26 protein-coding genes are annotated in these 24,993 nt (G+C 34.7%); 1 reads left to right on the forward strand and 25 read right to left on the reverse strand.

All coding sequences use genetic code 11. From position 1 onward, the window contains the following. Positions 1–10: 10 nt before the first annotated feature. From ACFSJT_RS15860 to ACFSJT_RS15955, 20 genes are all read right to left on the reverse strand, one after another. Positions 11–829, reverse strand: coding sequence for a DUF5694 domain-containing protein (locus ACFSJT_RS15860; protein ID WP_378321305.1), 819 nt, complete (start codon positions 827–829; stop codon positions 11–13). Positions 830–979: 150 nt separating this feature from the next. Then, positions 980–1,516 (reverse strand): hypothetical protein, encoded by a 537-nt coding sequence (locus ACFSJT_RS15865; protein WP_378321306.1) that lies wholly within the window; start codon positions 1,514–1,516, stop codon positions 980–982. Positions 1,517–1,993: 477 nt separating this feature from the next. Continuing rightward, positions 1,994–3,037: a serine hydrolase domain-containing protein gene (locus ACFSJT_RS15870; RefSeq protein WP_378321307.1), complete on the reverse strand. Its 1,044-nt coding sequence runs from the start codon at positions 3,035–3,037 to the stop codon at positions 1,994–1,996. Positions 3,038–3,329: 292 nt separating this feature from the next. Further along, positions 3,330–3,782: a nuclear transport factor 2 family protein gene (locus ACFSJT_RS15875; protein WP_378321308.1), complete on the reverse strand. Its 453-nt coding sequence runs from the start codon at positions 3,780–3,782 to the stop codon at positions 3,330–3,332. Positions 3,783–3,886: 104 nt separating this feature from the next. Continuing rightward, positions 3,887–4,012, reverse strand: a complete 126-nt coding sequence (locus tag ACFSJT_RS15880; RefSeq protein ID WP_378321309.1) for a hypothetical protein — start codon at positions 4,010–4,012, stop codon at positions 3,887–3,889. Between the two features lie 367 nt (positions 4,013–4,379). After that, positions 4,380–5,462, reverse strand: a complete 1,083-nt coding sequence (locus ACFSJT_RS15885; protein ID WP_378321310.1) for an alpha/beta hydrolase family protein — start codon at positions 5,460–5,462, stop codon at positions 4,380–4,382. A 163-nt stretch (positions 5,463–5,625) separates the two neighbouring features. Continuing rightward, positions 5,626–5,997, reverse strand: coding sequence for a hypothetical protein (locus ACFSJT_RS15890; RefSeq protein WP_378321311.1), 372 nt, complete (start codon positions 5,995–5,997; stop codon positions 5,626–5,628). Beyond that, positions 5,994–6,326, reverse strand: a complete 333-nt coding sequence (locus ACFSJT_RS15895; protein WP_378321312.1) for a hypothetical protein — start codon at positions 6,324–6,326, stop codon at positions 5,994–5,996. Before ACFSJT_RS15895 ends, ACFSJT_RS15890 begins: the two co-directional genes overlap by 4 nt. Positions 6,327–7,542: 1,216 nt before the next feature. After that, positions 7,543–8,019 (reverse strand): YcxB family protein, encoded by a 477-nt coding sequence (locus ACFSJT_RS15900; protein WP_378321314.1) that lies wholly within the window; start codon positions 8,017–8,019, stop codon positions 7,543–7,545. A gap of 27 nt (positions 8,020–8,046) precedes the next feature. Further along, positions 8,047–8,598, reverse strand: coding sequence for a hypothetical protein (locus ACFSJT_RS15905; RefSeq protein ID WP_378321315.1), 552 nt, complete (start codon positions 8,596–8,598; stop codon positions 8,047–8,049). Positions 8,599–8,638: 40 nt separating this feature from the next. Continuing rightward, on the reverse strand, positions 8,639–9,136 hold the full coding sequence (locus ACFSJT_RS15910; RefSeq protein WP_378321316.1) for a DinB family protein: 498 nt from the start codon (positions 9,134–9,136) through the stop codon (positions 8,639–8,641). Positions 9,137–9,147: 11 nt separating this feature from the next. Next, a complete protein-coding gene (gene acs / locus ACFSJT_RS15915) occupies positions 9,148–11,055 on the reverse strand; it encodes an acetate--CoA ligase (protein WP_378321317.1) in 1,908 nt (635 codons plus the stop codon). 37 nt (positions 11,056–11,092) lie between these two features. Beyond that, complete coding sequence (locus tag ACFSJT_RS15920) at positions 11,093–11,317, reverse strand: hypothetical protein (protein ID WP_378321319.1); 225 nt, start codon at positions 11,315–11,317, stop codon at positions 11,093–11,095. A 51-nt stretch (positions 11,318–11,368) separates the two neighbouring features. After that, a complete protein-coding gene (locus ACFSJT_RS15925; protein ID WP_465252812.1) occupies positions 11,369–11,782 on the reverse strand; it encodes a response regulator transcription factor in 414 nt (137 codons plus the stop codon). 65 nt (positions 11,783–11,847) lie between these two features. Then, on the reverse strand, positions 11,848–14,532 hold the full coding sequence (locus tag ACFSJT_RS15930) for an ATP-binding protein (protein WP_378321322.1): 2,685 nt from the start codon (positions 14,530–14,532) through the stop codon (positions 11,848–11,850). Beyond that, a complete protein-coding gene (locus ACFSJT_RS15935; RefSeq protein ID WP_378321323.1) occupies positions 14,525–14,719 on the reverse strand; it encodes a hypothetical protein in 195 nt (64 codons plus the stop codon). Before ACFSJT_RS15935 ends, ACFSJT_RS15930 begins: the two co-directional genes overlap by 8 nt. Before the next feature lie 81 nt (positions 14,720–14,800). Next, positions 14,801–16,573 (reverse strand): sodium:solute symporter family protein, encoded by a 1,773-nt coding sequence (locus ACFSJT_RS15940; RefSeq protein WP_378321324.1) that lies wholly within the window; start codon positions 16,571–16,573, stop codon positions 14,801–14,803. Positions 16,574–16,603: 30 nt separating this feature from the next. Beyond that, a complete protein-coding gene (locus ACFSJT_RS15945) occupies positions 16,604–16,861 on the reverse strand; it encodes a DUF4212 domain-containing protein (RefSeq protein ID WP_378321325.1) in 258 nt (85 codons plus the stop codon). Positions 16,862–16,871: 10 nt separating this feature from the next. Next, on the reverse strand, positions 16,872–18,107 hold the full coding sequence (locus ACFSJT_RS15950) for a hypothetical protein (RefSeq protein ID WP_378321327.1): 1,236 nt from the start codon (positions 18,105–18,107) through the stop codon (positions 16,872–16,874). Positions 18,108–18,219: 112 nt separating this feature from the next. Beyond that, positions 18,220–18,639 carry a transposase-like zinc-binding domain-containing protein gene (locus tag ACFSJT_RS15955; protein ID WP_378321328.1) on the reverse strand — a complete coding sequence of 140 codons (420 nt, stop codon included), beginning with the start codon at positions 18,637–18,639 and terminating at the stop codon, positions 18,220–18,222. 221 nt (positions 18,640–18,860) lie between these two features. Here ACFSJT_RS15955 and ACFSJT_RS15960 point away from each other — a divergent pair, with 221 nt between their 5' ends. Further along, on the forward strand, positions 18,861–19,220 hold the full coding sequence (locus ACFSJT_RS15960) for a hypothetical protein (protein WP_378321330.1): 360 nt from the start codon (positions 18,861–18,863) through the stop codon (positions 19,218–19,220). 4 nt (positions 19,221–19,224) lie between these two features. Here ACFSJT_RS15960 and ACFSJT_RS15965 read toward each other — a convergent pair whose 3' ends face one another. The 5 genes from ACFSJT_RS15965 to argB all read right to left on the reverse strand — a co-directional run bounded on the left by ACFSJT_RS15965 (position 19,225) and on the right by argB (position 24,932). Beyond that, the gene (locus tag ACFSJT_RS15965) at positions 19,225–20,130 is read right to left on the reverse strand and encodes a hydroxypyruvate isomerase family protein (protein ID WP_378321331.1); all 906 of its coding nucleotides are present in this window, start codon (positions 20,128–20,130) and stop codon (positions 19,225–19,227) included. Between the two features lie 78 nt (positions 20,131–20,208). Then, entirely contained in the window at positions 20,209–21,090 is an 882-nt protein-coding gene (locus tag ACFSJT_RS15970; RefSeq protein WP_378321333.1) for a carbohydrate kinase family protein, read from the reverse strand. 685 nt (positions 21,091–21,775) lie between these two features. Continuing rightward, positions 21,776–23,053, reverse strand: a complete 1,278-nt coding sequence (argH, locus tag ACFSJT_RS15975; RefSeq protein WP_378321335.1) for an argininosuccinate lyase — start codon at positions 23,051–23,053, stop codon at positions 21,776–21,778. A gap of 29 nt (positions 23,054–23,082) precedes the next feature. After that, the gene (locus tag ACFSJT_RS15980) at positions 23,083–24,147 is read right to left on the reverse strand and encodes a M20 family metallo-hydrolase (RefSeq protein WP_378321336.1); all 1,065 of its coding nucleotides are present in this window, start codon (positions 24,145–24,147) and stop codon (positions 23,083–23,085) included. Positions 24,148–24,149: 2 nt separating this feature from the next. Next, entirely contained in the window at positions 24,150–24,932 is a 783-nt protein-coding gene (argB, locus tag ACFSJT_RS15985; RefSeq protein WP_378321337.1) for an acetylglutamate kinase, read from the reverse strand. Positions 24,933–24,993: the final 61 nt, after the last annotated feature.

A 24,993-nucleotide genomic window follows, 5' to 3' on the forward strand; every position in this document is an offset into this window, starting at 1 on the left:
GCCACAGTTTTTATTCGGTTATTATTTCGTTTAATTTGATTATTTTGAAGTGAGGATTTAATTTAAAGAATTGTTCAAGAATGTCGGTATGAGAGCTTCCAAACAAAACAAAAATGGTTTTATCTTCTTCACTTAGGTGATTCAAGATTTTACTGTAAATTTTCAAATTTCTTTCATGCCAAACACTAGTAAATTCAGCTCCAGTGAAATCATTTTCCGATTGATAAGACATTGAATAATGAAAATAATCGTAAAATCTATATTTTTTATGAAAATCATTATTCATTTTCAAATAGTATTCAGATAAACTTTGATTTGACAAATCAAGTTTTTGGCTTTTGTCTTTAAATGGATAAATAGAATTTTTAAAAAATGATGATTCTTCCTCGTTAGCAAAATTTTTCTCGAATTCCTTTATTTTATGATACGGCAGGGATTGCTTAACATCAACACAAAATACTTTGTTGAGTCCCAATTTTTTAGCTAACCTAAAGCCAATTTGAATTTCTTCTGGCCGAATAATCGTTGTATCTTTTAATTTTTGAGAAAGATAGAGATTGTAAAGGCTATCATATTTTCTCTGATATTTTTCTTGTCGTTCAATAAAAACCTTATCAAAGTCAAGATTAGCAAGTTGGTTAGTTAACTCCTCGAGTTCAATTTGCCTTTTATCGCTAAACAAGTCTGGAAAATCAGTTCTACTAGCGTCGGTTGTCGTTCCGTAATGAAAAGTTCCGAGCAACACTACATTTATCGTATCGATTGTTTTTTCCTGTCCTTGACTTTGGAAGCAGAAGCAAATACAAAATATTAAAATTAGATTTCTCATTTTTGGTCAAATTGAGGCTAATGCTTTGCATACGGCTTGTGGCGATTTCCAAGCACTTTTCTGTCTACCAAAAACAACGTTGGTTAATAAAGCGAGAACCTTGCTGGCAGCCATCCCCCCGCTATAAGCTATATGCGGTGTTGGCACCAGTTATTTTATTTTTAGAGAGTTCATAATTTCCTTGGCAATAGGTGTCCATTTGTCAATGCTTTTCTTAGTGCAATTGAAAGTGCAAAGAAGCAATTTACCGTCTAAGTCAGTAAAGAACAGTAAATTGTAAATCTCGGTGTCTATTGCAGGGGTCACTAATTCAAGATAACCAACTTTCTTACCATTAATCATTTTAATCCCATTGTCTTTCCACTCAGCAGAAGGATAAAGATTTTTAAAAGTCTGAACGAAATTGTCCTGGTAGGCAGGAATCATTTGTTGACTTGCCTGATTTTGAGTCAGATTCAAAGCGATATTAATTCCACCCGATTCGTTAGAATACACTAAAGTTGGTCTTCTATCTGACGGATATTTTAATTTCATCAATTCTTCCGACATAATATCGAAATCCTTTGGAATCTTCAGCTCAACTTTTTCATTCAGTAAGGACTTTGTTTCTAGATCAATAGTTACAGTAAACGCACTTGTTAATGCAATTGCCAAAATTGTTAGTATGATTATTTTAATTCGATTCATGGTTTTTGTTTTCCTTTTAATTGTTGGTAACAACTGCATATGTATAAAAGTAAACATATTTTAAATACAGCAATTGCTATAATTTCCATTATAAAAATACTTAAAACATTTGTATCTCTCTACCATTACTCTTATACTACATCTAAATAAACGGCCAGGATGCGTATGCATATTTGTCTTGATTGCGTTTTAGAGATCGGGCAAACGAGTGTACGTATTTATCTGCCATTGCTTACCAGCTGGAAAAATTTTTAAAATTTACCATCAATACTGTGCAAAGTCAGACTGCGGTACAATTTGCATAAATTTTAATATTAAAACACCTTTTAAGGCATCAAATAAGCAATTTAGAGCATAATTACATTCGTAAGATAGTATAATATTGTTCATAGAAAGCAGGGCTTAGATCATCGATTTTCTAATCAATATTGTTCTTTTTAGAGGATTGTGCAACGGTTACCATAGTTAGCAAAAGTTTTAGAATCTGCCCAGGATTTCCTTTCCAGCTTCTCCCAAAGTTTCTCCGATAGTTTTCATAGCAAGTGCTCTTCCATTATCTCCATTTGTAATCACGATAAGTCCTCTTTTAGATTTAGGCAAGAGAACTATCAAGGCGTTTACACCTATATCACTTCCCGCATTAAACAACGCATACTCATTATTAGGTAAGTCATTGAAAACAATCCAACCCAATCCAAAATTTATTCCTTCACGAACTATGGATTGTTGACTTATCATTTCATCATATACATTTTGATCAAGGTATTGGCGATTAATAATATTTACTCCAAGATTTCCAAAATCTTCAATTGTAGTTAATAAATTATCGGCTGCATTTACTTTAAAAGATTTAACATAATCATATGCATTTCCAGATTTGTCGTGAGCACCTGCGAACCTGACACTATCTATATGTTCATTCCAAACTAGATAACTGTCGTTCATTTTGTTTGGCTTGAAAACCAACGAATCGGCAAGTTCTTCAAAGGGTATGTCAAACCTATTCTCTAAAGCTTTTCTCAAATATTCAAAACCTTCTCCAGAGTATTGAAATTTAGAACCGGGTTCGAACTCAAAAGTTAATTTTTTAGTTTGGTGCATCCATCTCCAGTTGGCAAAACCTGTCCTATGGCTTAAAACATGTCGTGTTGTTATCTTTTTATGTAGGGAATCATTTTTCACATCTGGGTCTATCCAGTAATTAAACAAAGGATTGTCCAAATCCCAAGAACCATTACCAACTAGTTTTAGAGTCAGTAATGTTGTTACGGTTTTTGTAAGTGAAGCAACATCAAATATAGTGTTCGATTTAGCAGGTAATCCACCTTGAGTATTTCCGTATGAAAGTAGATGATTTAATTTTCCGTTTTCAATTGTGGCAATAGCAATAGCTGGAACATTATTATTCAATAACCATTCGTTTATTGTATTGTGATCTGGAGTGGTTACTGAAGTATTGTGTTGAGCGGTTGATACTATAACATAGAATAGTGCAAAAAATAAAAGTACTCGTCTTTTCATAATATATATTTGATTTATATGCTTAGGACGATTAATAAATAAATTAGGTTACAGCATTTCGTGAATTTAATTTTTGCTAACTAGCTATGAACAGTACGGGAGCAAACTAGCAATTACTTACCGCCACGCACATAGCAAAATCTTTTTGTTTTTTCTTTTCTTGTCTAAAGCAAAATCCCGAAGATTTTGCGGATAACATAAAAACACAAAAACCTTTCGATTAAGCCCGAAGCCCGTATTGTTTATGGTTTTGTTGTCTGCTGCCTTTTTTAGCATTGCATTAATCGGCCGACTAATGCTCAATTTCATGGGTATCCCTAACCTTACTGAATGTCAAGTCCAACAATTTCCATCCTGCTTCTCCCTTTTTATAGATTTCGGTTACCGTAAATTCATTGGATACGTCGTTCCCTCTTACATGTGCAACCAAGGTTATTCGGTTCCATAGTACCGCGGTATTATCAAAAATTTCTACAGCAACATCATGAACATCGGCTTGCTTGTACCAAATACTACCAGTTTTAATTATTTCGAGTTCCCTGTCTTTGTTCCAAGTCCCGCTCATATGGACGAATTTAGACCTGTCATCAAAAAGTCTGGCTAGTTCTTCCACATTTTTGTCCGCCATCCATGTCCATTTATTCTTGGAAAGAGTTTTAATCTCATCTTTAGCGTTAGAATTCTGTGAGAAGGATAGGCTCGAGCAAGCGATAACTAAAACTAATCCGATAATTGATTTTTTCATTTCTATATTTTTTAGGTGTTCGTTAAGATACATGGTCTACACAAGTTAAAGATTAGACTTTACACTAAATTAGTTTCTAACCTTGTAGATTATTGTTTGTTTCTTCATTGTTTTTCATCAAAGTATCCTAAAAATACATTTCCATAATAAACTTTCCAAATACCATTTACTAGTTCTTCGACACCTACATATTTTCCTTTTAAAGCTGCTGTTAAATATACCCAATACATCCAAAAATTTAAGCCAGATGAGAATTTCTATATCTAAATAAATGACCCCAGGGTGCGTATGCATATTTGTGTTGATTTTGCTTTAGAGATCGGGCAAACAAGTATGCGTATTTATCTGCCATTGCTTACCCGCTGGGAAAATTTTAAAATTTACTGGGAATACTATGCAAAGTCAAAACTGGGGTGATATTTACATATATTTTACTATTAAAATCCTCTTTAAGGCCTTAAATAAGCTGTTTAGAACAACTTTATATCCTTAAAGTATTACAATATCACCAACATAAATCATCGCTTACATTGAAGATGTGGAATGCAATAGTTACTTTTTAAGGACTTGTGCAAGGGTTACTGGTGTTAGCAACTATTATTTTATTTGTTTCTTTATCCAAATTGACATTTCTTCCATCACTTTATTCGAAAAAGATTCATCAAGATTCTTGTATTCTTCGGGTAATCCTGTTTCGCTATTTTGAAATAAGTGGTTTAAATTCGGAAACTCTCTAATCGTTATATTCTCGTTTCCCGAATTTTCTAAAATTCTTTTCCATTCTGGTAAATTTTGACTTGCTAAAACTTGCAAATCTTTAGAGCCGTTGATAGCAAAAACAGGGCATTTTACATCTTTGATAATATTGGAAGGTTCATACCTTAAAAAGTTTTCCATCCAAGGTCTTAAAATTCCGTTTACCTGTGCATCTACATATTCTTCATATGTCATATTCTCAGGTTTATCTGGATCGTTTAAAGATATTCTTTCAATGTATTCCGTCATTTTTCTATTTAGAGTATCCTTATCTCTATATTTTTTAACAATTTCAAAAGCCTCTCTATTTATTTTTTGAGATTTTTCTATTTCAGACGGACTTACACCTTTCGAAGAGGCTATTGCTTTTTGTTGGGATAGAAGAATTTTATCGCCTGAGAGACTTGGTCCCGCTAATGAAATTATAAATGCTACATTGGAAGAATTAGAGGCAACTATTGGTGCTATTAAACCTCCCTCACTATGACCAATCAATCCAATTTGTTGTTTGTTGATTTCATCTCTTGTTAATAAATAATCTAAAGCAGATTTAACATCGGAAGCAAAATCAAATGAATTCGCCGAATCATAATCTCCAGTTGATTGTCCAACACCTCTCTTATCGTAGCGTAATACAGCGATTCTGTTTTTAGTCAAATAATTTGAAATATCCAAAAATGGTTTGTGAGTACCGAATTCAGCATCTTTCTTATGCTCTCCATTTCCACTTATTAGAATTACAGCTGGAAAGATACCTTTTTCACTCGGTAAGGATAATGTCCCCGAAAGACTTATATTGTCTTCTGTGTTTTCGATAACTACATCTTCAGAAATTGGGTTTAAATATTGTTTGTCTTGTTTACAACCAAATAGAGCGAATGCCCAAATTGCAAGTATTAGTTTATAAAATTTCTTAATCTTCATTGAGTTTCTTTATTAACAAGACGAACAAATTTGAATCTTGTTACTTCATTTTTTGCAATAGTTGCTAACGGCTCTTGTATGGTACGTTTGCTTGCTGAAGGCGACATATACAATATACAAATTGTTGTGTGTAGTTTTATTCTATTTCTTGAAACGTCTATTTTTAAATTCCTTGTAATATTTTTAAGTTCAGATAAGTGTTCCACCACAGCAAAGTTGTTAAAGTCCAAAAACCAATAAAAATTAAGTCATTTGAAAATTTGGTATTCCAAGATATGTACAGAAAAGTTCCTAGTATTAATATAAGTCCGATTGTGAAATACTTACTTGCTATAATCTTTCGAATTCTATTTCCTTTTTTAAAGATTCCTAATGCAAAGAATGTCATTGGGATAATCCAAGAGAAACCATATAGTAATGTTAAGATGGTAGTTCCTAACCAATCAAACCGGCCAGGTTGAGGATAAAAAATAAGCACTGAATAAGTCCAACTAATTATAAAAGCAATAAATAATAGAAAATACTTTCTTTTCATTTTGAGAAGAATTTTTTTGTAGGTTCTGTTTTTAGCTTCTTCTTGAGATCATTACAATCTATTTTTTCCATTTCATCATTGTATTCCGTTTTTTTAAATATTATTAGAAAACATCCTGTATTTCCAGATACAACTAAAGAATCCTTATTCCAATATGCCTCGGTTACATTTGGTACAAATCCCTGCATCTCATTTCGTAACGAAATTGATGAAAACATTTCCATATATTCAATAGTAAATTCATCATTAACTTTAATTCCTTTATTGCAAGAAAAGAGAATTGTTGAAATAGTAATAGTTAGAGTGAAAATGTCTATTTTTTTAATCAAATCAAGGATTTTTTTGGATCACACACAACGTTTCTGGCTATGATTTCGTTGGGAGTAAATTTCCAACGGAAATTTCCGAGTAGGAATCAGCCATTATAAAATTTACATAAACTTTTGTTTTAAAACCATATCAAGCAATGGATTTTAGCTTAGTTCATTGTTAGCAAGTCGTTTTTATTTAATTTGCTTTTTTACAATTCTTTTTGTTGTTCCAATAACTATAAAATTTATTAAAATTAGAAATAATAATATTCCGAAGAGAAAAGGCGCAAAGTCAGTTATTCGAGAAAGGCTCAGATTTTTAAAGTATAGATAAATTAAAAATATACCAATTATAAATGCATAGTTTAACAACAAAGATCTAGCGAATCCAATAACATCGGTGTTTTTCACTTTTCCGTTATCATCCAACTCAAAAATAACTTTCGGGACAAATAAAATATAGATAGTAGAAGTCCAGGTCAGATATTTGTTTTCACCTAATTGCTCAACTTTCAAATTATTTGTGTTTACTATCTTCATCAAATGCTTGCTAACAATTGTGTATATATAAAAGTAAACATATTTTAAGTATAGCAATTGCTATTATTTCCATTATAAAAATACTTAAAGACGTTTGTAAAAATTTACCAATACCTCTTTCTACAAAATTCGATAATAACTTTTATAGTTCTTTACGGATTTCCACAATGGGTTTGTATTTTTTGGTGTTACGAGCGTGTAGAGCGTATAGAAAAGACTACTTAGTCGTACCTCCTCGTAGTGACGGGGTGCTTGTCATTGCGAATCTTCTTGACGTTAGGAAAGTAGAATGAAGCAATCTTTTTGCTATAATGAGAAGTATCGTTTTATAGTAAACAGACTACTTCGTCGTACCTCCTCGTAGTGACGGGGTGTTCGTCATTGCGATTCGCCTTAAGCGAAGAAGCAATCTTTTTATTGGGAGTGGCGTAGTTTTTTCATAGCTGAAAGACTACTTTGTCGTACCTCCTCGTAGTGACGGTATGTTCGTAATTGCGAACATGCTTGGCATTAGGAAAGTAGAATGAACCAATCTTTTTGCTATAATGAGAAGTATAGTTTCATAGTCAGCAGACTACTTAGTCGTACCTCCTCGTAGTGACGGTATGTTTGTTATGCCTTCTCGTAATGACGGAACTGTGTATAATAGGGCAGTGACCATGATAGGCAGCATTACGAATATAGTTATACTGACCTATAAAGCTTTTTTCTTTTCTTTAAATAATTCCAGAGCTTCTTTGGATAGCTTATCTTTTGGGATATAGAAGAGATTAGCCCCGGATCTGGCGGCCAAAGCACGCCGATCTACATGCAGGTAGAACATCGTTTTACTTTCATCGATCTTTTTAATAGTGGTCCAATCTCGTTTTTCGATATCGTTTTTATTTCTATGCTTCAAAATGATTTCATTTTCGGTAAAGGTGACATCTGCATCGAAGCCAATGATAGGTGGCATGATGAAAGCCATCAATATATACAGGAAAAACACAATGCTGCATAGTATCAAAAAATAGATCATCCCCGAAATGAAAATACCTTGATTCTCTAATGGATTGGCATACCCAATTAGTAAAGAGGCCGCCAAATATAAATACATCGATTTCTTAAAGAATTGATAGAACTTACCTTTGAGTGCATATTTAAAATTTACTACTATTCTTATAGTAACCATGATTACTTTGCTGTTTTAAGATGATCATCATTCACATAATTTCTTTTCAAGACCAAGCTCCTTGCTAAGTTTCAATCTTCTCACTGATGATTTTTTTGGGTTAGTGCGTAAAAATTTGATAGGTATCGTGGATCCAATAGTTAACCCATTAAAACATGCTTCGCCCGCCACATAAAAACTGTTGTTATACATAATATTTCTATATTCAAAAGTATAGGATATGATATAATGAAGCTCTTCTATATGATCGATGCGATTACCTACCTTTTCTTGATACGAACGATCTTCAATTTCTTTGTGTGTGATTTTGGCAATTGCATAACTGCCATACTTTTTGGTCATTTCCTGTTCGTAATAGTACAAAAAACTAGAGGGCATCGTATACCAAAAAGCAAAAAGAGACATTCCTGCCATGAGCCCGCCAAAAGCATAAAAGAAAATATAATCTTCGGTTCTTGTACCAATATAGATGAGAAAGCTACCAATAGAGATAAATAGTAATAGTATAGCCAGAATTCCCGAATGCTTCTTAATCGATCTAATCGAGAAATCTATGCGATCTTTTAACGTTACTTTCATGCAGCACTCCTTACAATTCAACGTTGTAAAGATAATGGGTTTAATCACTATTTGCTACCACCTCTTCAGAAGTTAATCCAAAAATTGGTGGAGTTTTTACATTTAATATGCTCAGGTACAAATACAGTTGCCCTCTGTGATGTACTTCATGTTCTACCATGGCTCGTAACCATTTCCAGATGGTAATTTCTATTCCCCCGGGGATCTTGCATTTTTTGTGAAGATCTTCTGGTGATACTTCTGCAAATATTTTCATGGATTCATTATGCATTCGGTTATAATAAGCTGTTACTTCCTGAAATCCTTTGGCATATTCGACTCCGCAACCTTTATAGAGGCTCGGTTTGGATTGAACCGTTTCGGCATACATATAACGTTCTATATTCGCTAGATGTCGTATGATATCACCAATGGTAAATTTCCCTTCTTGATATGTCCATTCCATCTTATCTTCCGGGATATACTCAAAAAGCTTCCTGGTTCTATTCTTTATTTTAGAATAGTATCCCAGAAAGCTATTGATATCATTAATTTGCATACCATTTAGGATTATAACGCCTCATCTATGATCTGCTGTACCACTTCAGGATTGAGAAGTGTACTGGTGTCTCCAAGATTGCTGGTATCTTTGGAAGCTATCTTACGAAGAATCCTTCTCATAATCTTACCACTTCTTGTTTTAGGTAACCCGGGTACAAACTGAATTTTATCGAGCTTTGCGATGGGCCCTATACGTTCTGTAATTTGCTGGTTGACCTCTTTGCTCAGGTTATTACGATCACGATACTCACCAGTTTCTTTTAGAATGATATATCCATACAATGCATTTCCTTTAATATCATGGGGAAAACCAACAATTGCCGATTCTGCTACGGCAGGATGCTCATTAATTGCATCTTCGATTGGTGCTGTCCCCAAATTATGACCAGAAACAATAATCACATCGTCTACCCTACCTGTAATTCTATAATATCCTACTTCATCACGCAAGGCACCATCGCCAGTAAAGTATTTGTTTTCGAAAGCCGAAAAGTAGGTATCCTTATATCGTTGATGATTGCCCCAGATGGTTCTAGCCATCGATGGCCAGGGGAATTTAATACACAAACGTCCATCGACCTGATTTCCTTTGATTTCTTGTCCGTTTTCATCCATTAAAGCAGGTTGAATTCCTGGCATAGGCAAGGTTGCATAGGTGGGTTTGGTAGGTGTAGAATAAGGTATGGGTGAAATCATGATTCCGCCAGTTTCAGTTTGCCACCAGGTATCTACAATAGGTGATTTTTTATCCCCTACATGATCATTATACCAGTGCCAGGCTTCTTCATTAATAGGTTCTCCTACGGTGCCTAATACTTTAAGACTAGATAGATCATGATCGGTCACATAATCCAGGTTTTCTTTTGCCAATGCCCTAATGGCAGTTGGTGCGGTATAAAATTGAGTGATCTTGTGCTTTTGCACAATATCCCAGAAACGTCCAAAATCAGGATATGAAGGTACTCCTTCAAACATTACCGTAGTTGCCCCATTTGCCAAGGGACCATAAACGATATAAGAATGTCCTGTGATCCAGCCGATATCGGCGGTACACCAATAGATATCATTCTCCTGATACTGAAATACATTCTTGAACGTATAGGCAGTATACACCATATAACCTGCTGTAGTGTGTAACATTCCTTTTGGCATCCCAGTCGAACCAGAGGTATATAAAATAAACAAAGGGTCCTCTGCATCCATTACTTCGGGAACACAATCTTTATATGCTTCATCAAGTAGTGGCTGCAACCAGTGATCTCGGCCTTTTTTCATATGAATATCAGATCCTATTCGTTTAGCAACCAGCACTGATTTGATGCCCGGGCAATCTTCTAATGCTTCATCGACGATACCTTTCAAATCGATAGTCTTGGCTCCGCGATATGACCCATCTGAGGTGATTACCATTTTTGCATCACAGTCATTAATTCTTGTTGACAATGCTTTAGCCGAAAAACCAGCAAAAACTACGGAGTGTACTGCTCCTATCCTTGCACAGGCCAATACCGAAATGGCCAATTCTGGAATCATAGGAAGGTAAATACAAACTCGATCTCCCTTTTTTACCCCTTGTTCTTTAAGTACATTAGCGAACTTACAAACACGCTCATGTAATTGTTTATAGGTAATATGTTGAGCATCTTCTTTGGGGTCATTAGGCTCAAAAAGAATCGCTGTCTTATGCCCCCTGTTACTCAAGTGCCTGTCTATACAGTTTTCTGTGATATTTAATTGTGCACCTTCAAACCATTTTATCTCTGGCTTTGTAAAGTCCCAGCTTAATACGTTGTCCCATTTTTTACGCCACATAAAGTGTTCTTCGGCTACCTCTGCCCAAAACGTTTCTGGATCTCTTACTGATTTTCTGTATACCTGATAGTATTCTTCAAGATGTTTTATGTGATAATTACTCATTGTTGGTGTATTTAATATATTTTTAATTCTATTTTTTTTAATTCTTGTGTTTTTTTCCTTTAAAAAGACCAAACCAATTGGGGTTCAGCACCTTTAATTTAATTAAAACCCAAAGGATGGTTACAAAGCACAGTCCTATAACAACAGAATTTAAAGGACTTATAGGTGTTTGATTTTCAAGGCTAAATCTTAAGTATAGCGATATAACTACATAAATGCTAATTACAATATCTGAGGCTAAGGGATTCAATCTTAATTTCATGTGTTACTTATTTAGTTTAAACAAATGTCGATTGCACACAACATCAAAAAGTTAGTTTAATAATTCGTTTATTTCTAAAACCAATTTCTTTACAGAAAAAGGTTTGGTTATATATTTGTCTGCACCCATTTGCAATCCTTTTTCGATATCTGAAGCTTTATTTTTAGCTGTAAGGAAAACTACTTTTATGCCTTTCAGGCTTTTATTGCTTTTAATTTTCTTTAGGGTTTCATAACCATCTACATTGGGCATCATGATATCTAACAACACTATGTCCGGAATCTTCTCCTTTGCTATATGCAGAGCCTCTCCGCCATCTCGAGCGATATATACTTCGAAGTTCTTTTTTTTGAAGGTATATTCGAGTGACATTACTATGTTAGGTTCATCGTCTACGATTAATATCTTTTTCATCTGTTTATATTTCTGTTTTTTAGCGGTCAGATGGAATCGCCATATAATCATATCGGTGGGTATCAACCTTATTGTTATGGCTTATTTCATACATTAGTTTTTCTTGATTGAGGCTATTACTTTGGTATGGTAAACAAGAAGCGTGCTCCCTTTTTGTATTTCTTATCAATCCAAATTTTTCCATGATGACTCTCTATGATCTTCTTACTTATTGCTAACCCCAAACCACTACCCTGTGGCTTTTTTATATTTTGATGTTTCGCCTGATAAAACTTATCAAAAATGTAGTTTGCATCTTCTGCCGGAATTCCTTTTCCGTTATCCTCGACAACCACCTCTACGACTTCCTGTTTTTGATGAGCGAGTACAGTTATTGCCCCTTTGTGGGGATCAGAAAACTTAAGGGCATTTGATAACAGATTGGTAAGTACCTGAAGCATTCTGTCCTCGTCATAATTAGCAAAAATAGCTATGCCGTTTTGATGAACAATTGTTACTTTTTTATGGTTAGCCATCTGTGAAATCCCATCGATAGCTTTATCTATAGTTTTATTTATCTGGTTAGTTCGAATTTCTAATTGATCATGACCACCCGAAAGCTTTTCGAGATCCAGGATATTATGAATTAATCTTGCCAGGCGATCAGAATCATTTACAATATTATCAAGAAACTTGGTTTTGAGTTCAGGAGGCATTTCATCTCCATCAGTAAGCACTTCTGATGCTGCTTTTATGGAAGTAATTGGTGTTTTTAGTTCATGGGCCACGGTGTCCAAAAATTCATCTTTTATTCGATCCTGTTCTAACAATTCAGTATTGGCAGTTTTTAATTTTTCTGTGAGTTGGGTAAGTTCTTCTGATTTCTCTTTTAATGCCTTATTTATGGCAATAGTTTCTTTTGATTCTTCCAATATCTTTAATACTTCAAGAAGACTTACCGGTTCTTCTTTGGCTACACTACCAATTAAAATTCTAGCCGAAGCACTACCGATACTACCCGTAAGTAATTTTTCAGAAAAATTAATAAGCCTGGCATCGGCCATCTCTTCTTCCTTAGAAATACCATACTTCATGTTGAAAAGATTTAATGCTCTTTCTGTTCGTTTTTCGCCTAAAAAACGATTCAGCACACTACGTATATCAGAAACATAAGCTTCGCCTTTCCAGATAAATGCTCCATCTTGTAGGTTAGCATAATTACTACTATTTATAAACATTTCGGCATAATTACGTTCTCTATAATTCCCCTTAGAAAGTAAGGATATAGTAAGAAAGCTACTGGTATTTAAAAACATACTCCAAAAAAAGGAATGTGCCTCTGGACTAAGAAAATCGATCCCCAAGAACGCATAGGGTTTTAACAACTCGATTCCAAATAAGCCCTGTTCAACAAACGAGTTATTCCCTCTTAGGACATTTAAAACAAACGGAAGAATTAGGGTATACACGACAATCAAAACTCCTACAATCATTCCAGTTTTTACTGCTTTGGCTGAACCACGATTCCAGAAAAGTCCTATAAAGAAGGAAGGGGCAAGCTGTGCAATGATGACAAACGATATTAATCCTATTGAATATAATGACAATTCGTAAGAGAAGTTTACATAAAAGAAGTACGCAATGATAATTAAAGAAAAAATTGATATTCTTCTAATGTTCTTAATATAATTGGTGTTCTTTTCAGGATTTCCCTGAATGAATTTATCTAAAAATCCATAAGGTATTACCAGATTATTGCTGACCATGGTCGATAAAGCCAATGTAGACACCACCACCATAGAAATCACGGCCGAAAAGCCTCCTAGAAATACTGTCATTGCTAGTACAATGTTGTTATTCTGTAATGGCAAAAGAAGTGTATAATAATCTTGATTTACATCGCCTTGAAAAGAAAGATTTCCGCCCCAGGCAATAAAAATTACAAATACATTGAATAAGAGTAAATATAATGGAAACATCCAAATCGCCTTTTTGAGATATCGTTCTCTATCGTTTTCTACTACTGCAACATGAAATTGCCTGGGCAGTAAAAAAATGGCAAAAAATGAAAGCATTATGGTAAACATCCAGTTAAAACCTGATTCTAATCCGTTGAATGAAGTGATTTGTTTAAAGTTGTCAAGTTGCGAAGCCTGCTGATAAATATCTGAAGTTCCGTCAAACAAGAAGAAGGTCACATAAACACCTGCGACCAAGAAAAATACCAATTTAAGTATCGACTCTACTGCAACGGTTGTCATAATCCCCTTTCTTCGTTGTGACGCATCTGTTGCCTGTGTCCCAAAAAAGGCCACAAAAATTGCAAGAAGTACCGCAATATAGAAAGTGGAATCATCTAATATTGTAGTTGAAACATAACTAGTTTCATCAGTAATAATCTCAAAGGTTTCCGAAATAGCTTTTAATTGTAAAGAAATATAAGGCACAATAGCAAACACACAAATTACTGTGACAAGAGCTCCTAGAAATCGATTGTTTCCATAGCGTAAGGATATAAAATCGGCAATACTGGATATTTTATGTTGTTTTGAAATGCGAATGATCTTGCGCATTACCAATATCCATAGTGGTAATGAGATTACGGGTCCCAAATAAATGGTCAAAAAACTGATACCGGATTGAGAAGCTATACCCACACTACCATAATATGTCCAGGCAGAACAGTATACCGCTAAAGATAAAACATATATATAAGGGTTATTAACCCATTTGCTTTTTGAGTTTTTTTCTGCCCAAAAGGCAATCAAAAATAAAAAAGCCAAATAGACAATAATGACAGATATCAAAAGATAATTATTCATAGTGCCTACGTAATATGAAAAATGAGATGATTATAGCCAATATCCAAACCAGGAAAATAAAGAAATAGATCATCGGAAACCCAAAAATTTCGCCAGAATGATCAAAAATCAATACCAATGGGACATTCCATAGTAAAAACAACACCAGGGAAAGAACAATAAGCTTCTGTTGATGTCTTTTTTTCATTTTAGAACAATTAACCTTATAAAGTTAGGAAAAAAACGGTGCTATACTATGGTATAACACCGTATTCTTCTAAATTAAAAATCAGTGTGAAGATGCTTCTCCCGCTCCACTCGGTATTCTAATGTGTTCTACAATATCTTGCACTTCTTCTGGTGGTGCAGCTGTCATGCGTGATATTACAACAGAAACAACAACATTAACTATCATGGCAATCGTACCAAAGCCTTCAGGAGATGTGCCAAACCACCATTCTTCTTTCGGTCTTGGTTCCATCACCCCTATTAATCCTGTTTTGTATCTAATCATGTAAAATAACATGAGGGTAATTCCTACGATCATTCCCCAAACTGCTCCTTGCCTGTTCATTCTTTTATCAAAAATACCAAGGATAATTGCTGGGAAGAAAGATGCAGCAGCCAATCCAAAAGCCAATGCGACGACCGCAGCTACAAAACCAGGCGGATAGATACCGAACAGTCCTGCAATAATAATCGCAAACAAAATACTGATTCTGGCAGCCCAAAGCTCTCCTTTTTCTGAAATATCGGGTTTGATTTGTTTTTTGATCAAGTCATGAGAAATAGAGGTTGAAATTACCAGCAATAATCCTGCAGCAGTTGATAAGGCAGCAGCCAAACCTCCAGCCGCCACCAAGGCAATTACCCAATTTGGTAAATTGGCGATTTCGGGATTGGCAAGTACCATAATATCTCTATCTACGTATAACTCATTTGCAGAGTCGTTGGCGTTAGAAACCAAACGTTCATTGTATTGCCCTCGTTCTCCGGTATATTTTGGTTTTCCGTCTGTGGCACTACCATTTACATATTGAATTTTACCATCACCATTTTTATCATACCAGGCGATTAACCCTGTATTTTCCCAATTCTTAAACCATTCTGGTACCGCTTCATATTCAGTATTGCTAACCGTTTCAATCAAATTTGTTCTTGCAAAAACTGCGATTGCCGGTGCTGTAGTATACAGTATTGCAATAAACAAGAGTGCCAAACCAGCAGATTTACGGGCATCTTTTACTTTAGGCACCGTAAAAAAACGTACAATCACGTGAGGTAATCCAGCTGTACCCACCATAAGAGCTAATGTAATTGCAAAAACATCCCAGGTTGATTTTGATCCATCTGTATATTCATTAAATCCAAGTTGAGTGTGTAATGTATCCAACTTTTCCAACAAATAAGTTCCATCTTCAACAGTACCCCCCATTCCTATTTGTGGAATGATATTACCAGTCATTTGCATTGAAATAAAAAATGCCGGAACCATAAAGGCAAAGATCAAAACACAATACTGAGCAACCTGCGTATACGTGATTCCTTTCATTCCTCCTAAAAAGGCAAAAACCAATACTACTGCCATTCCAATGATCACTCCAAGGGTAATATCAACTTGCAAGAATTGGGAAAATACGATTCCTACGCCTCTCATTTGACCTGCTACATAGGTAAATGAAACGATCAACGCACAAATAACTGCGACTGTTCGGGCTGTGTTCGAATAGTATCGGTCTCCAATAAAGTCAGGCACAGTAAACTTTCCGAACTTTCTAAGATAAGGAGCCAGCAAAAGTGCTAACAAAACGTATCCTCCGGTCCATCCCATCAAAAATACAGAACCATCATATCCCATAAACGAGATTAAACCCGCCATTGAGATAAATGATGCAGCACTCATCCAATCGGCTGCTGTAGCCATACCGTTTGCCAATGGAGAAACTCCACCGCCGGCTACATAAAATTCTTTTGTAGAACCTGCTCTAGCCCATATGGCTATCCCAAAATAAAGGGTAAACGTAATCCCTACTAAAATCCATGTCCATACTTGAACGCTCATAATAATATATTTTTTTGGTTAGTATTAAGATTACTCATCGTAACCATATTTTTTATCCAGTTTATTCATCAATCGTACATACACAAAAATGAGTATTACAAAAACATAAATAGAACCTTGTTGAGCAAACCAGAACCCTAATTTGAATCCTCCTAATCGAATATTATTTAATGCATCTTTAAACAATATTCCTGCTCCATAAGAAACCAGGAACCAAATTGTTAATAGAATTACCAGATACTTAAGGTTTTCTTTCCAGTAAGCGACTGCTTTTTGTTTATCTGTCATAAGTTTAATTTTATAAGTAAATCATTGCTTGAAGAGTAAGAAAGCTTTGTGCATCGTTATCCCCATATTTTGTATTCAAATATTCTAATGTTATTTTAGAATTGTGCCCGCTGAAATATGCATTCGCTCCAACTCCAAAGGTCGTAGCATTATCATCTATTGCATCAATCGATCTGGTGTTAAAGGACGCATAAGGTTGAAACTTAGTTTTCTTGTTGTCATTTGGAATCACATATCCTACATGACCATAAATCATAGAACCGGTCTCGTAGGTCTGTCCTAAGGTAAAATTTTCTCCGTAGTCATTATTTTGATAGGTAGCATACGCCGTAATAGCAGAGCCGTTTTCACCTAAAGGAGCATCGTAGAAAGCATCGACAGCAAATATTGCCACGTCTTCGCCTTCTAGTTCTCCGGTTGAGTTAGCGATTACACTCCCGTTTGGATGAAAGAAGAATCCAGCACCTACATTAAAAATCTTCTTACCACCTATGTATGATCCTACTTTATATGGCAAAAAGTTAGATTCCTGGTCGAGGAAATTATAATCAAAATATCCTGCAAAGTTTTTTCCAGCATCTTTGGATCCTAATAATCTTCTACCTGCGTAAACAGCAGATTCACCAGCTATAGGTGCGGCGACGGTTTCCTGAAGGTTGTTAGTCCCAGATTCGTTCACCGAAACACGATATTGTAATTTACCAAAGGCTCCTTTGGCAAAAATTCCTATATGACGGGCAAACTGGTCTGACAGTCCAATAGTTGCCCAGGACTGGCGATTATTATCTAAAGTCATGATGTTAAGTGTGCTTTGGTTATTAAGACGAGAGATCCCGTTCCAGTAATGGAGGCCGCCTCCAACCACATGGTTTTTGCCAATACTATATTGTACCCAAACATCGTGAAAGAACAATTGAGACTCCTCGCCAAATCCCAGAGGACTTTGGTTATTTCCGTTCAAACTGTTTAATCCGAAATGTGTAAGAATTAAGAAATCCTTGTTGATCTGTGCATATGTAAGAATTCGAGCTCTTCGAATGCTCATACTGGTATTACTAACATCGTCTGGTACCTCATCCTGATATCGTGCCCAGAATTGTGCCCATGAAATGATCCTAAAGTATTTTGATCCCTCTTCGTTGAGTTTCACTTTTAGTCCACCAGTATAATCTGGTGATCCTTGTGAATACGTAAACTGTAAGGTAAAAAAAGTTAAACCAAACAGTAGAATTAGTTGTTTTCTCATAGAGTTTTAAAAAATTAAGATTAGTATTAATTTGATACTGTGTGCACTACTAATCTCTTAAAAAGTATGAGTTAACAAAAAACTAATATACTTATTTGTTAATTTAATATATCTAATCTCTAAAACGTTCCCATTTTATGAGCATAAACTTATCTCCAAGCTCAGTAACCACAACACCTGCTCCTGACAAATTGTTAACATTTTGAAAATAATTAGATAATTCTGAAGCGCTTAAAATTTTGTAAGTAGGATGATAATTGGCGTTATAAGGTCTTTTTATGTTGTATTTTTTTACCCAATTCATAATACTTACATGAGAAATGCCCAAAATTCGTTCTATTTCTCGATACGTTAACCCTTCTAAGTATAACTGTAACGCTTTATTAACATAGTAATCGTCAATTTTTTTTCCAATCTTATTTACAGAAAAAAAATAACTGCACGATTTACACTTAAATCGCTGTCTGTTATTCACTATTCCACTCTTTATATATTTAGCTGAACCGCAATTAGGGCATGTTTTAATTTCCATATATATTTATTTAGCATAAATATATTAATTTAGCAATAAAATTTTTAAGTAAATATTATTTTTTATGAATAAATAACAAGTAAATTCTTAAAAATTTATTGTATTCATTGGTTTTGAGCTATACTAAAAATACTGTCCAAGACGTTTTCTTGTCATGAAATCTTGATATAACCCGATAGTTTTAGTAGCTTTTCCGCTTTAAAAAAATAGATTACGACCCGATGAATAATAAAAAACTGACCCAATACGCTATTTATGCAGTTGCTGTTCTTTGTGCAGCTTTAATTAATGAACACATTATAAAATATGTCAAAAAACATATTGAACAAGATGGATATCTTTTGGTGATCATTGACATGGCTATTGTGGTACTCATATTCGCTCCTGCATTTGCCTTGGTAACCAAATACACTAAGAAACTCTCCCAAGCGTACTTAAAAACTTCAAAAAGATTCTCGAGCACCAGTAAGAATGGTACTCTTTTTGGTTTTACGGTTGCAATTTTTGTACTTTTTATTCTATATGCAAGTCTAAGACATAATATCAATGTAGTTGATGATCTTAAAAAACTAGTTCCTTAAATTATTAAATATCACAGATCGTGATACCCTCTTGTAAAGCTTTTAGTTTATTATCATAAGTTGGGATAAATTCCTGAGCCACATACCCTTTGAAACCTGTATCAACAATTGCCTTCATAATTGCAGGATAATTGAGCTCCTGATTGTCATTTATTTCATTTCTCCCGGGAACACCTCCAGTATGGTAATGTGCAAAGTAATCCTTATACTTTCTAATGGTAGCGATAATATCTCCTTCCATAATCTGCATATGGTAGATATCATACAGTAGTCTAAAATTTGGAGATCCAATCTTATCGACTAAAGCCACACCCCAAGGAGTGTGATCACATTGATAATCCTTATGATCGACTTTACTATTTAGCAATTCCATAATTAGAGTGACATCGTTTTTCTCTGCATGTTTTACTAATGGATCCAATCCTTTTGCACATTGCTCCCATCCTTCTTCATCTGACATACCATTACGATTCCCAGAGAATACAATAACTTGCTTTATCCCGACATGTGAAGCTTTGGAAATAAGTTCAAGATACTGTTGCTGCAATTTTTGATGATTCTTAGGGTCATTAAATCCATGGGAGATACTGGCAAAGGAATCGGTAGCCAATGAACACTTCAAACCTGAATCCTGAACAATTTTCCACTCCTCTGGTTTTAATAGATCTATTGCTTTCAACCCTATCTCTTTTCCTTTTCGAGCAAATTCTTGCAATGGAATTTTTTGATAGCACCATCTACATGCAGAATGATTGATATTACCTTTTAAAGTAACTGCTTGTTTATTGCCCGGGCTTTTTTCTTCATTTCTAATATTACTGGCCAAAACAGATCCAGTCATACTAATTGCTCCTATTCCTATAGATACATTCTTTAATGCCTGTCTACGACTAATTTTCTTTGCTGCCATATCAAAAATGGTTGTGTGATTGTAATAAATATACTACAATAGCTTATAACTCAATCTTTATCAATACCTTTTTGATTTTCATTGATCTTCTATGAATTTTGTGACCTCCTCTTGAGTAAATGTCGGGTTAGCGCCTTCACTACCTGCTACCATTGCCCCGATGACGCAGGCATAGTCAAGTGCGTCTTGCGAATTCCTTCCACTAAGCAATTCTGAAATCAAGGTGGCTAAAAAAGAATCGCCTGCTCCTACAGTATCCACAACTTTTACTTCATACCCCAAATTGTAGTAAAAAGTATTGTTATAAAATAAAGTGGCTCCCTTTCTACCTTTAGTAATACAAATTTGATTTGTATCTGTATATTCAGAGATTGCTTTAACCTGGTCTTCGAGCACATTTTTAGCGATATCAAAATGAGTACAAATTTCCTCTAACTCTTCATCATTTAGTTTTATAAAATCTGCTTTTTGCATTAATTCTAAAAGAAGCGTTGCATTATAATGCGGCGGTCTAAGATTTATATCTAATATTTTAAACCTGGCGCTATCTAATAATTTGAGCAATGTATTTCTGGAAACTTCATGTCTACTTGCTAAACTTCCATAAATTATGGCATCAGACTGTTGCACTTCATTTGAGATCTTTTCGGAATACTCTATAAAATCCCAGGCGACGGGTCCGCTTATTTCATAAGTAGCGGTATTTTCATGATCCAGTGTTACCAGAACTTCTCCGGTTTTATACTTCTTATCTACCTGAAAGGTATGCGTAGGTAACTCTCTATCCTCTACATAGGCTTTGATATCGTTGCCCAAATCATCGTTTCCGATTTTAGTAATAATTGAAGAATCAACCCCTATACTTTTGAGTCGTAAAGCCACATTAAGTGGTGCTCCTCCTATTTTTTTATGTTCTGGAAATATATCCCAAAGTACTTCTCCGAAACAGGTGATTTTCATTTTTGTGATTCTTTATGATAAATATAGGTTTTTATGTGTAAATAGCTTTAGCGTTATTGCTAACCTCTTGGTGAACTATTTTGAACTTTTATTTTTCCTCACCCAGAACTGCCAAAAATGGCAGTTCTGACCTCTCCAAAGGAAAGGTAAACCTGAAACTCCAGGGCAGAGCCTCGAAAAATTTCTTAGAATAAAAAAACATCCTATTTATTATATCTCAAAGCTTCATAACGAAATTTTAATGCATAATCCAAGATTAAAAAAATAAGGTAACCTTCCTCCAAAATACCTTAGGCTACTTCAATTGTACTAAAAATATATATCGGGACTGTAAACAGCATTCAGGTGCAACCGTTTATGCTCACCGAAATCCAGAGGGCATTCCAGTTGTACAGAAGTACCTGCCAGGTTTTCTGAGAGGGTTTCCAGTTTGCCATAATAATTCTAAATAATGTGAGTTTCTTATCGTAAAAAAAACAACCCCCAGCGGTTAACAACTCCGCTGAGGGTCTAGGCTGAAGCCAAAAAATTAAACTAACTCAACTTACACTCAATTAAACTTGCTTCAGCTTCTTTTTGATATTTTTAAATTTTCAGCTTCTTTTTGACTGATCCCGAAACGAGTTCGGGATTTAATTCGGCTATTTACTTTCAATTCGCTTTCGCTCCTGAAAGCAAAGTCTCATTAAACTTGCTTCAGCTTTTCTTCTATATTTTCAAGACATAAATTATTAATGCTACCCAGGTGACTGTGCCTAGTATTTTTTTCGGGCTTATAATTTGAACTTTCTATATCTTTCCCAATTTTCAAATAAGCATCTCTAAACGACATCCCATTCATCACCAAAGTGTTCAATGTGTCTACACTAAACAAATAATCATACTTTTCATCTTCTAAAATATTTTTGTTTACTGTAACATTTTTTAGCGCATACATTGCCATTTCTAAAGACGCTTTCAAATCCTGGATAGCAGGTACGATACCTTCTTTAAGTAATTGTAAATCTCTATGATAACCGCTTGGCAAATTGTTGGTCAATAAAGTAAGTTCATATGGTAGTGCTTGAATCTTATTACATTTTGCTCTAATTAATTCGAAAACATCCGGATTCTTTTTATGCGGCATAATACTCGATCCCGTGGTAAACTCTGACGGAATACTCATAAAGTCAAAATTCTGACTCATATACAAACAAACATCCATGGCCAACTTTGAGAGTGTACCAGCAACACTACTCATTGCAAAAGCAGTAGATTTTTCAGATTTCCCCCGACTCATTTGTGCTGCAACTACATTATATTTTAAGGTTTTGAAACCTAATTCTTTTGTAGTAAATTCTCGATCTATCGGAAAAGAACTACCATATCCTGCTGCACTGCCCAATGGATTCTGATCTACAACTTCTAAAGCTGCATTCACAAAATATAAATCATCTACGAAGCTTTCTGCATAGGCTGAAAACCACAAACCAAAAGATGATGGCATTGCAATTTGCAAATGTGTATAGCCTGGTAACAAAATATTCTTATATTTCTCTGCTGAAATCAATAAATCTTTTGACAAATCTTTAACTAAGGATTTAATCTGGGACAATTCGTCTTTCAAATACAAATGCATCGCGACTAGCACCTGGTCATTGCGCGATCTAGCCGTATGAATACGTTTGCCTGCATCCCCAATTCTTTTAGTCAACTCAAATTCGATTTTAGAATGGACATCTTCAAACTTATCTTCAATGATAAAGGTGCTATTTTCAATTTCGTTCTTCAAGTTGCTCAATTCTTTCTTAATACTTGATATATCTTCATTAGAAAGAAGGTTTATTTTATGTAGCATTAATGCATGCGCTAATGTCGCTTTCACATCGTACTTAGCAAGTACCAAATCCAATTGCCTGTCTTTACCTACGGTAAACATGTCTATCTTTTGATCGGTTGGTAAACCTTTATCCCAAAGTTTCATTATCTTATTATTTATTATCTATTTATACTTCAAACTATTCCTTCTAAAATCTTTATATACAATACTATTCCTTCTTTAATCTCATTTATATAAATAAACTCATTTGCCGAGTGTGATCTGGTAGAATCTCCAGGTCCAAGTTTTAAAGATGGGCAACTTAAAACCGATTGATCAGATAATGTTGGTGAGCCGTAAGTGGTTCTCCCCAGGGCGACTCCTGATTTTACAATTGGATGTTCTACCGGAATTGAAGAAGAGCCTAAATCCAAGGATCTTGGTTTTACATTAACATTTTTGGGCATTGCTTTCTTTACAATTTCTAATACCTCTTCATTTTTATATTTATCATTGACCCTTATATCCACGACCAGATCACAATGTGAAGGGACTACATTATGCTGATTTCCTGCATTCACCTGGGTTATCGTCATTTTTACCTCACCTAGAGTGTCTGATTCTTTTTTAAATTGATAATTTTTAAACCATTCTATAACCTCTAGTGCATTATATATAGAATTATCGTCATTTGGGTGTGCAGCATGACTTGACGTTCCATTTATTGAAACGTCTAATACTAAGAGTCCTTTTTCTGCCACGGCTAATTGCATTAAAGTAGGCTCACCTACAATTGCAAATTCGACATTTTCAAAATATTTTAATACACTTTTTAATCCTAATGGACCACTATTTTCTTCTTCTGCTGAAGCAACAATTACAAAATTGTACTTTAAGTCTTCTTGATGATAAAAATGGGTAAATGTTGCCATGAGTGAAACTAAGCAGCCTCCTGCATCATTACTTCCCAAACCAAATAATTTACCATCTTGTACAAAAGCTTTAAAAGGATCATTCGTGTAATTGCCGTTTGGTTTTACGGTATCGTGATGAGAATTTAATAAAATAGTGGGTTTGGATTCATGAAAATGTTTGTTGTAGGCCCATATATTATTATTCTCCCTCTCAAAAGGAATTGCGTATTGCTTAAACCAATTCTCGATCAGCTGTGCCGTTTTATCCTCTTCTGTTGAAAAAGATGGTGTCTCAATCAGTTGTTGTAAAAGCTCAATAGCTTTATTTGTAAGTTGTTCTATCATTTTTATAAACTCAACGTCGTATGTTTGGTTGTTTGATCTTTAATAAATTCTGCATTTGCGATATGTACTTCACTTACTTTTTTTTGTAGTGCGTCAAAACAATTCTGGAGCTTCGGAAGCATGCCGTCTGCGATTATTTTGGCCTCAATCAATTTGTTATATTTTTCTAAATTAATGTGTTCTATTACAGAGTCTTTATCACCTATGTCTTCTAAAACTCCTTTAAGTTCAAAACAATAGAATAGAGAAACTTCATAATGGTCTCCCATTGCTGAGGCAATTTCAGAAGCTATAGTATCTGCATTGGTGTTCAATAATTGTCCGTTACCATCATGAGTTACTGCACAAAACACCGGGGTTATTCCCAACTCCAAAAACTCTTTTATGGTATCAGCATTTACATTGATCACGTCACCTACATATCCATAGTCAATAAACTGTACTGGTCTTTTTTCTGCCAAAATCACATTAGCATCTGATCCCGTAAGACCTAAGGCATTACAATTGTGTTTTTGTAAACTCGCTACTATTTTTTTATTCAACAACCCGGCATAAGTCTTTACTACTATTTCAAGATTCTCTACTGAAGTTATTCTTCGTCCATCGATCATTTCTGTCCTTACCCCCAACCTCATAGCGAGATTTGTAGCAGATTTCCCTCCGCCATGCACCAGAATTTTTGGTTGTTTAATTTTAGCGAAATCAGATAAGAAAGAATTTAAAGAATCTTGATTTTCTATTATATTTCCTCCTATTTTGGCTACTAATAATTTCCTTTTCTTCATAAAACTGAACTATAAATTCATAATGCCAACCCGCCAGCTGGCCCATTCACTAAAAATGTCT

This window comes from Aquimarina celericrescens, assembly GCF_042682765.1.
GTDB classification, from domain to species: Bacteria; Bacteroidota; Bacteroidia; order Flavobacteriales; family Flavobacteriaceae; genus Aquimarina; species Aquimarina celericrescens.

Bases quoted from the DNA above. Each gene is read 5' to 3' on its own strand.
- ACFSJT_RS15860 (WP_378321305.1), bottom strand. From the start codon at position 829: ATGAGAAATCTAATTTTAATATTTTGTATTTGCTTCTGCTTCCAAAGT.
- ACFSJT_RS15865 (WP_378321306.1), bottom strand. From the start codon at position 1,516: ATGAATCGAATTAAAATAATCATACTAACAATTTTGGCAATTGCATTA.
- ACFSJT_RS15870 (WP_378321307.1), bottom strand. From the start codon at position 3,037: ATGAAAAGACGAGTACTTTTATTTTTTGCACTATTCTATGTTATAGTA.
- ACFSJT_RS15875 (WP_378321308.1), bottom strand. From the start codon at position 3,782: ATGAAAAAATCAATTATCGGATTAGTTTTAGTTATCGCTTGCTCGAGC.
- ACFSJT_RS15880 (WP_378321309.1), bottom strand. From the start codon at position 4,012: ATGTATTGGGTATATTTAACAGCAGCTTTAAAAGGAAAATATGTAGGT.
- ACFSJT_RS15885 (WP_378321310.1), bottom strand. From the start codon at position 5,462: ATGAAGATTAAGAAATTTTATAAACTAATACTTGCAATTTGGGCATTC.
- ACFSJT_RS15890 (WP_378321311.1), bottom strand. From the start codon at position 5,997: ATGAAAAGAAAGTATTTTCTATTATTTATTGCTTTTATAATTAGTTGG.
- ACFSJT_RS15900 (WP_378321314.1), bottom strand. From the start codon at position 8,019: ATGGTTACTATAAGAATAGTAGTAAATTTTAAATATGCACTCAAAGGT.
- ACFSJT_RS15905 (WP_378321315.1), bottom strand. From the start codon at position 8,598: ATGAAAGTAACGTTAAAAGATCGCATAGATTTCTCGATTAGATCGATT.
- ACFSJT_RS15910 (WP_378321316.1), bottom strand. From the start codon at position 9,136: ATGCAAATTAATGATATCAATAGCTTTCTGGGATACTATTCTAAAATA.
- acs (WP_378321317.1), bottom strand. From the start codon at position 11,055: ATGAGTAATTATCACATAAAACATCTTGAAGAATACTATCAGGTATAC.
- ACFSJT_RS15920 (WP_378321319.1), bottom strand. From the start codon at position 11,317: ATGAAATTAAGATTGAATCCCTTAGCCTCAGATATTGTAATTAGCATT.
- ACFSJT_RS15925 (WP_465252812.1), bottom strand. From the start codon at position 11,782: ATGATTATATGGCGATTCCATCTGACCGCTAAAAAACAGAAATATAAA.
- ACFSJT_RS15930 (WP_378321322.1), bottom strand. From the start codon at position 14,532: ATGAATAATTATCTTTTGATATCTGTCATTATTGTCTATTTGGCTTTT.
- ACFSJT_RS15935 (WP_378321323.1), bottom strand. From the start codon at position 14,719: ATGAAAAAAAGACATCAACAGAAGCTTATTGTTCTTTCCCTGGTGTTG.
- ACFSJT_RS15940 (WP_378321324.1), bottom strand. From the start codon at position 16,573: ATGAGCGTTCAAGTATGGACATGGATTTTAGTAGGGATTACGTTTACC.
- ACFSJT_RS15945 (WP_378321325.1), bottom strand. From the start codon at position 16,861: ATGACAGATAAACAAAAAGCAGTCGCTTACTGGAAAGAAAACCTTAAG.
- ACFSJT_RS15950 (WP_378321327.1), bottom strand. From the start codon at position 18,107: ATGAGAAAACAACTAATTCTACTGTTTGGTTTAACTTTTTTTACCTTA.
- ACFSJT_RS15955 (WP_378321328.1), bottom strand. From the start codon at position 18,639: ATGGAAATTAAAACATGCCCTAATTGCGGTTCAGCTAAATATATAAAG.
- ACFSJT_RS15960 (WP_378321330.1), top strand. From the start codon at position 18,861: ATGAATAATAAAAAACTGACCCAATACGCTATTTATGCAGTTGCTGTT.
- ACFSJT_RS15965 (WP_378321331.1), bottom strand. From the start codon at position 20,130: ATGGCAGCAAAGAAAATTAGTCGTAGACAGGCATTAAAGAATGTATCT.
- ACFSJT_RS15970 (WP_378321333.1), bottom strand. From the start codon at position 21,090: ATGAAAATCACCTGTTTCGGAGAAGTACTTTGGGATATATTTCCAGAA.
- argH (WP_378321335.1), bottom strand. From the start codon at position 23,053: ATGAAACTTTGGGATAAAGGTTTACCAACCGATCAAAAGATAGACATG.
- ACFSJT_RS15980 (WP_378321336.1), bottom strand. From the start codon at position 24,147: ATGATAGAACAACTTACAAATAAAGCTATTGAGCTTTTACAACAACTG.
- argB (WP_378321337.1), bottom strand. From the start codon at position 24,932: ATGAAGAAAAGGAAATTATTAGTAGCCAAAATAGGAGGAAATATAATA.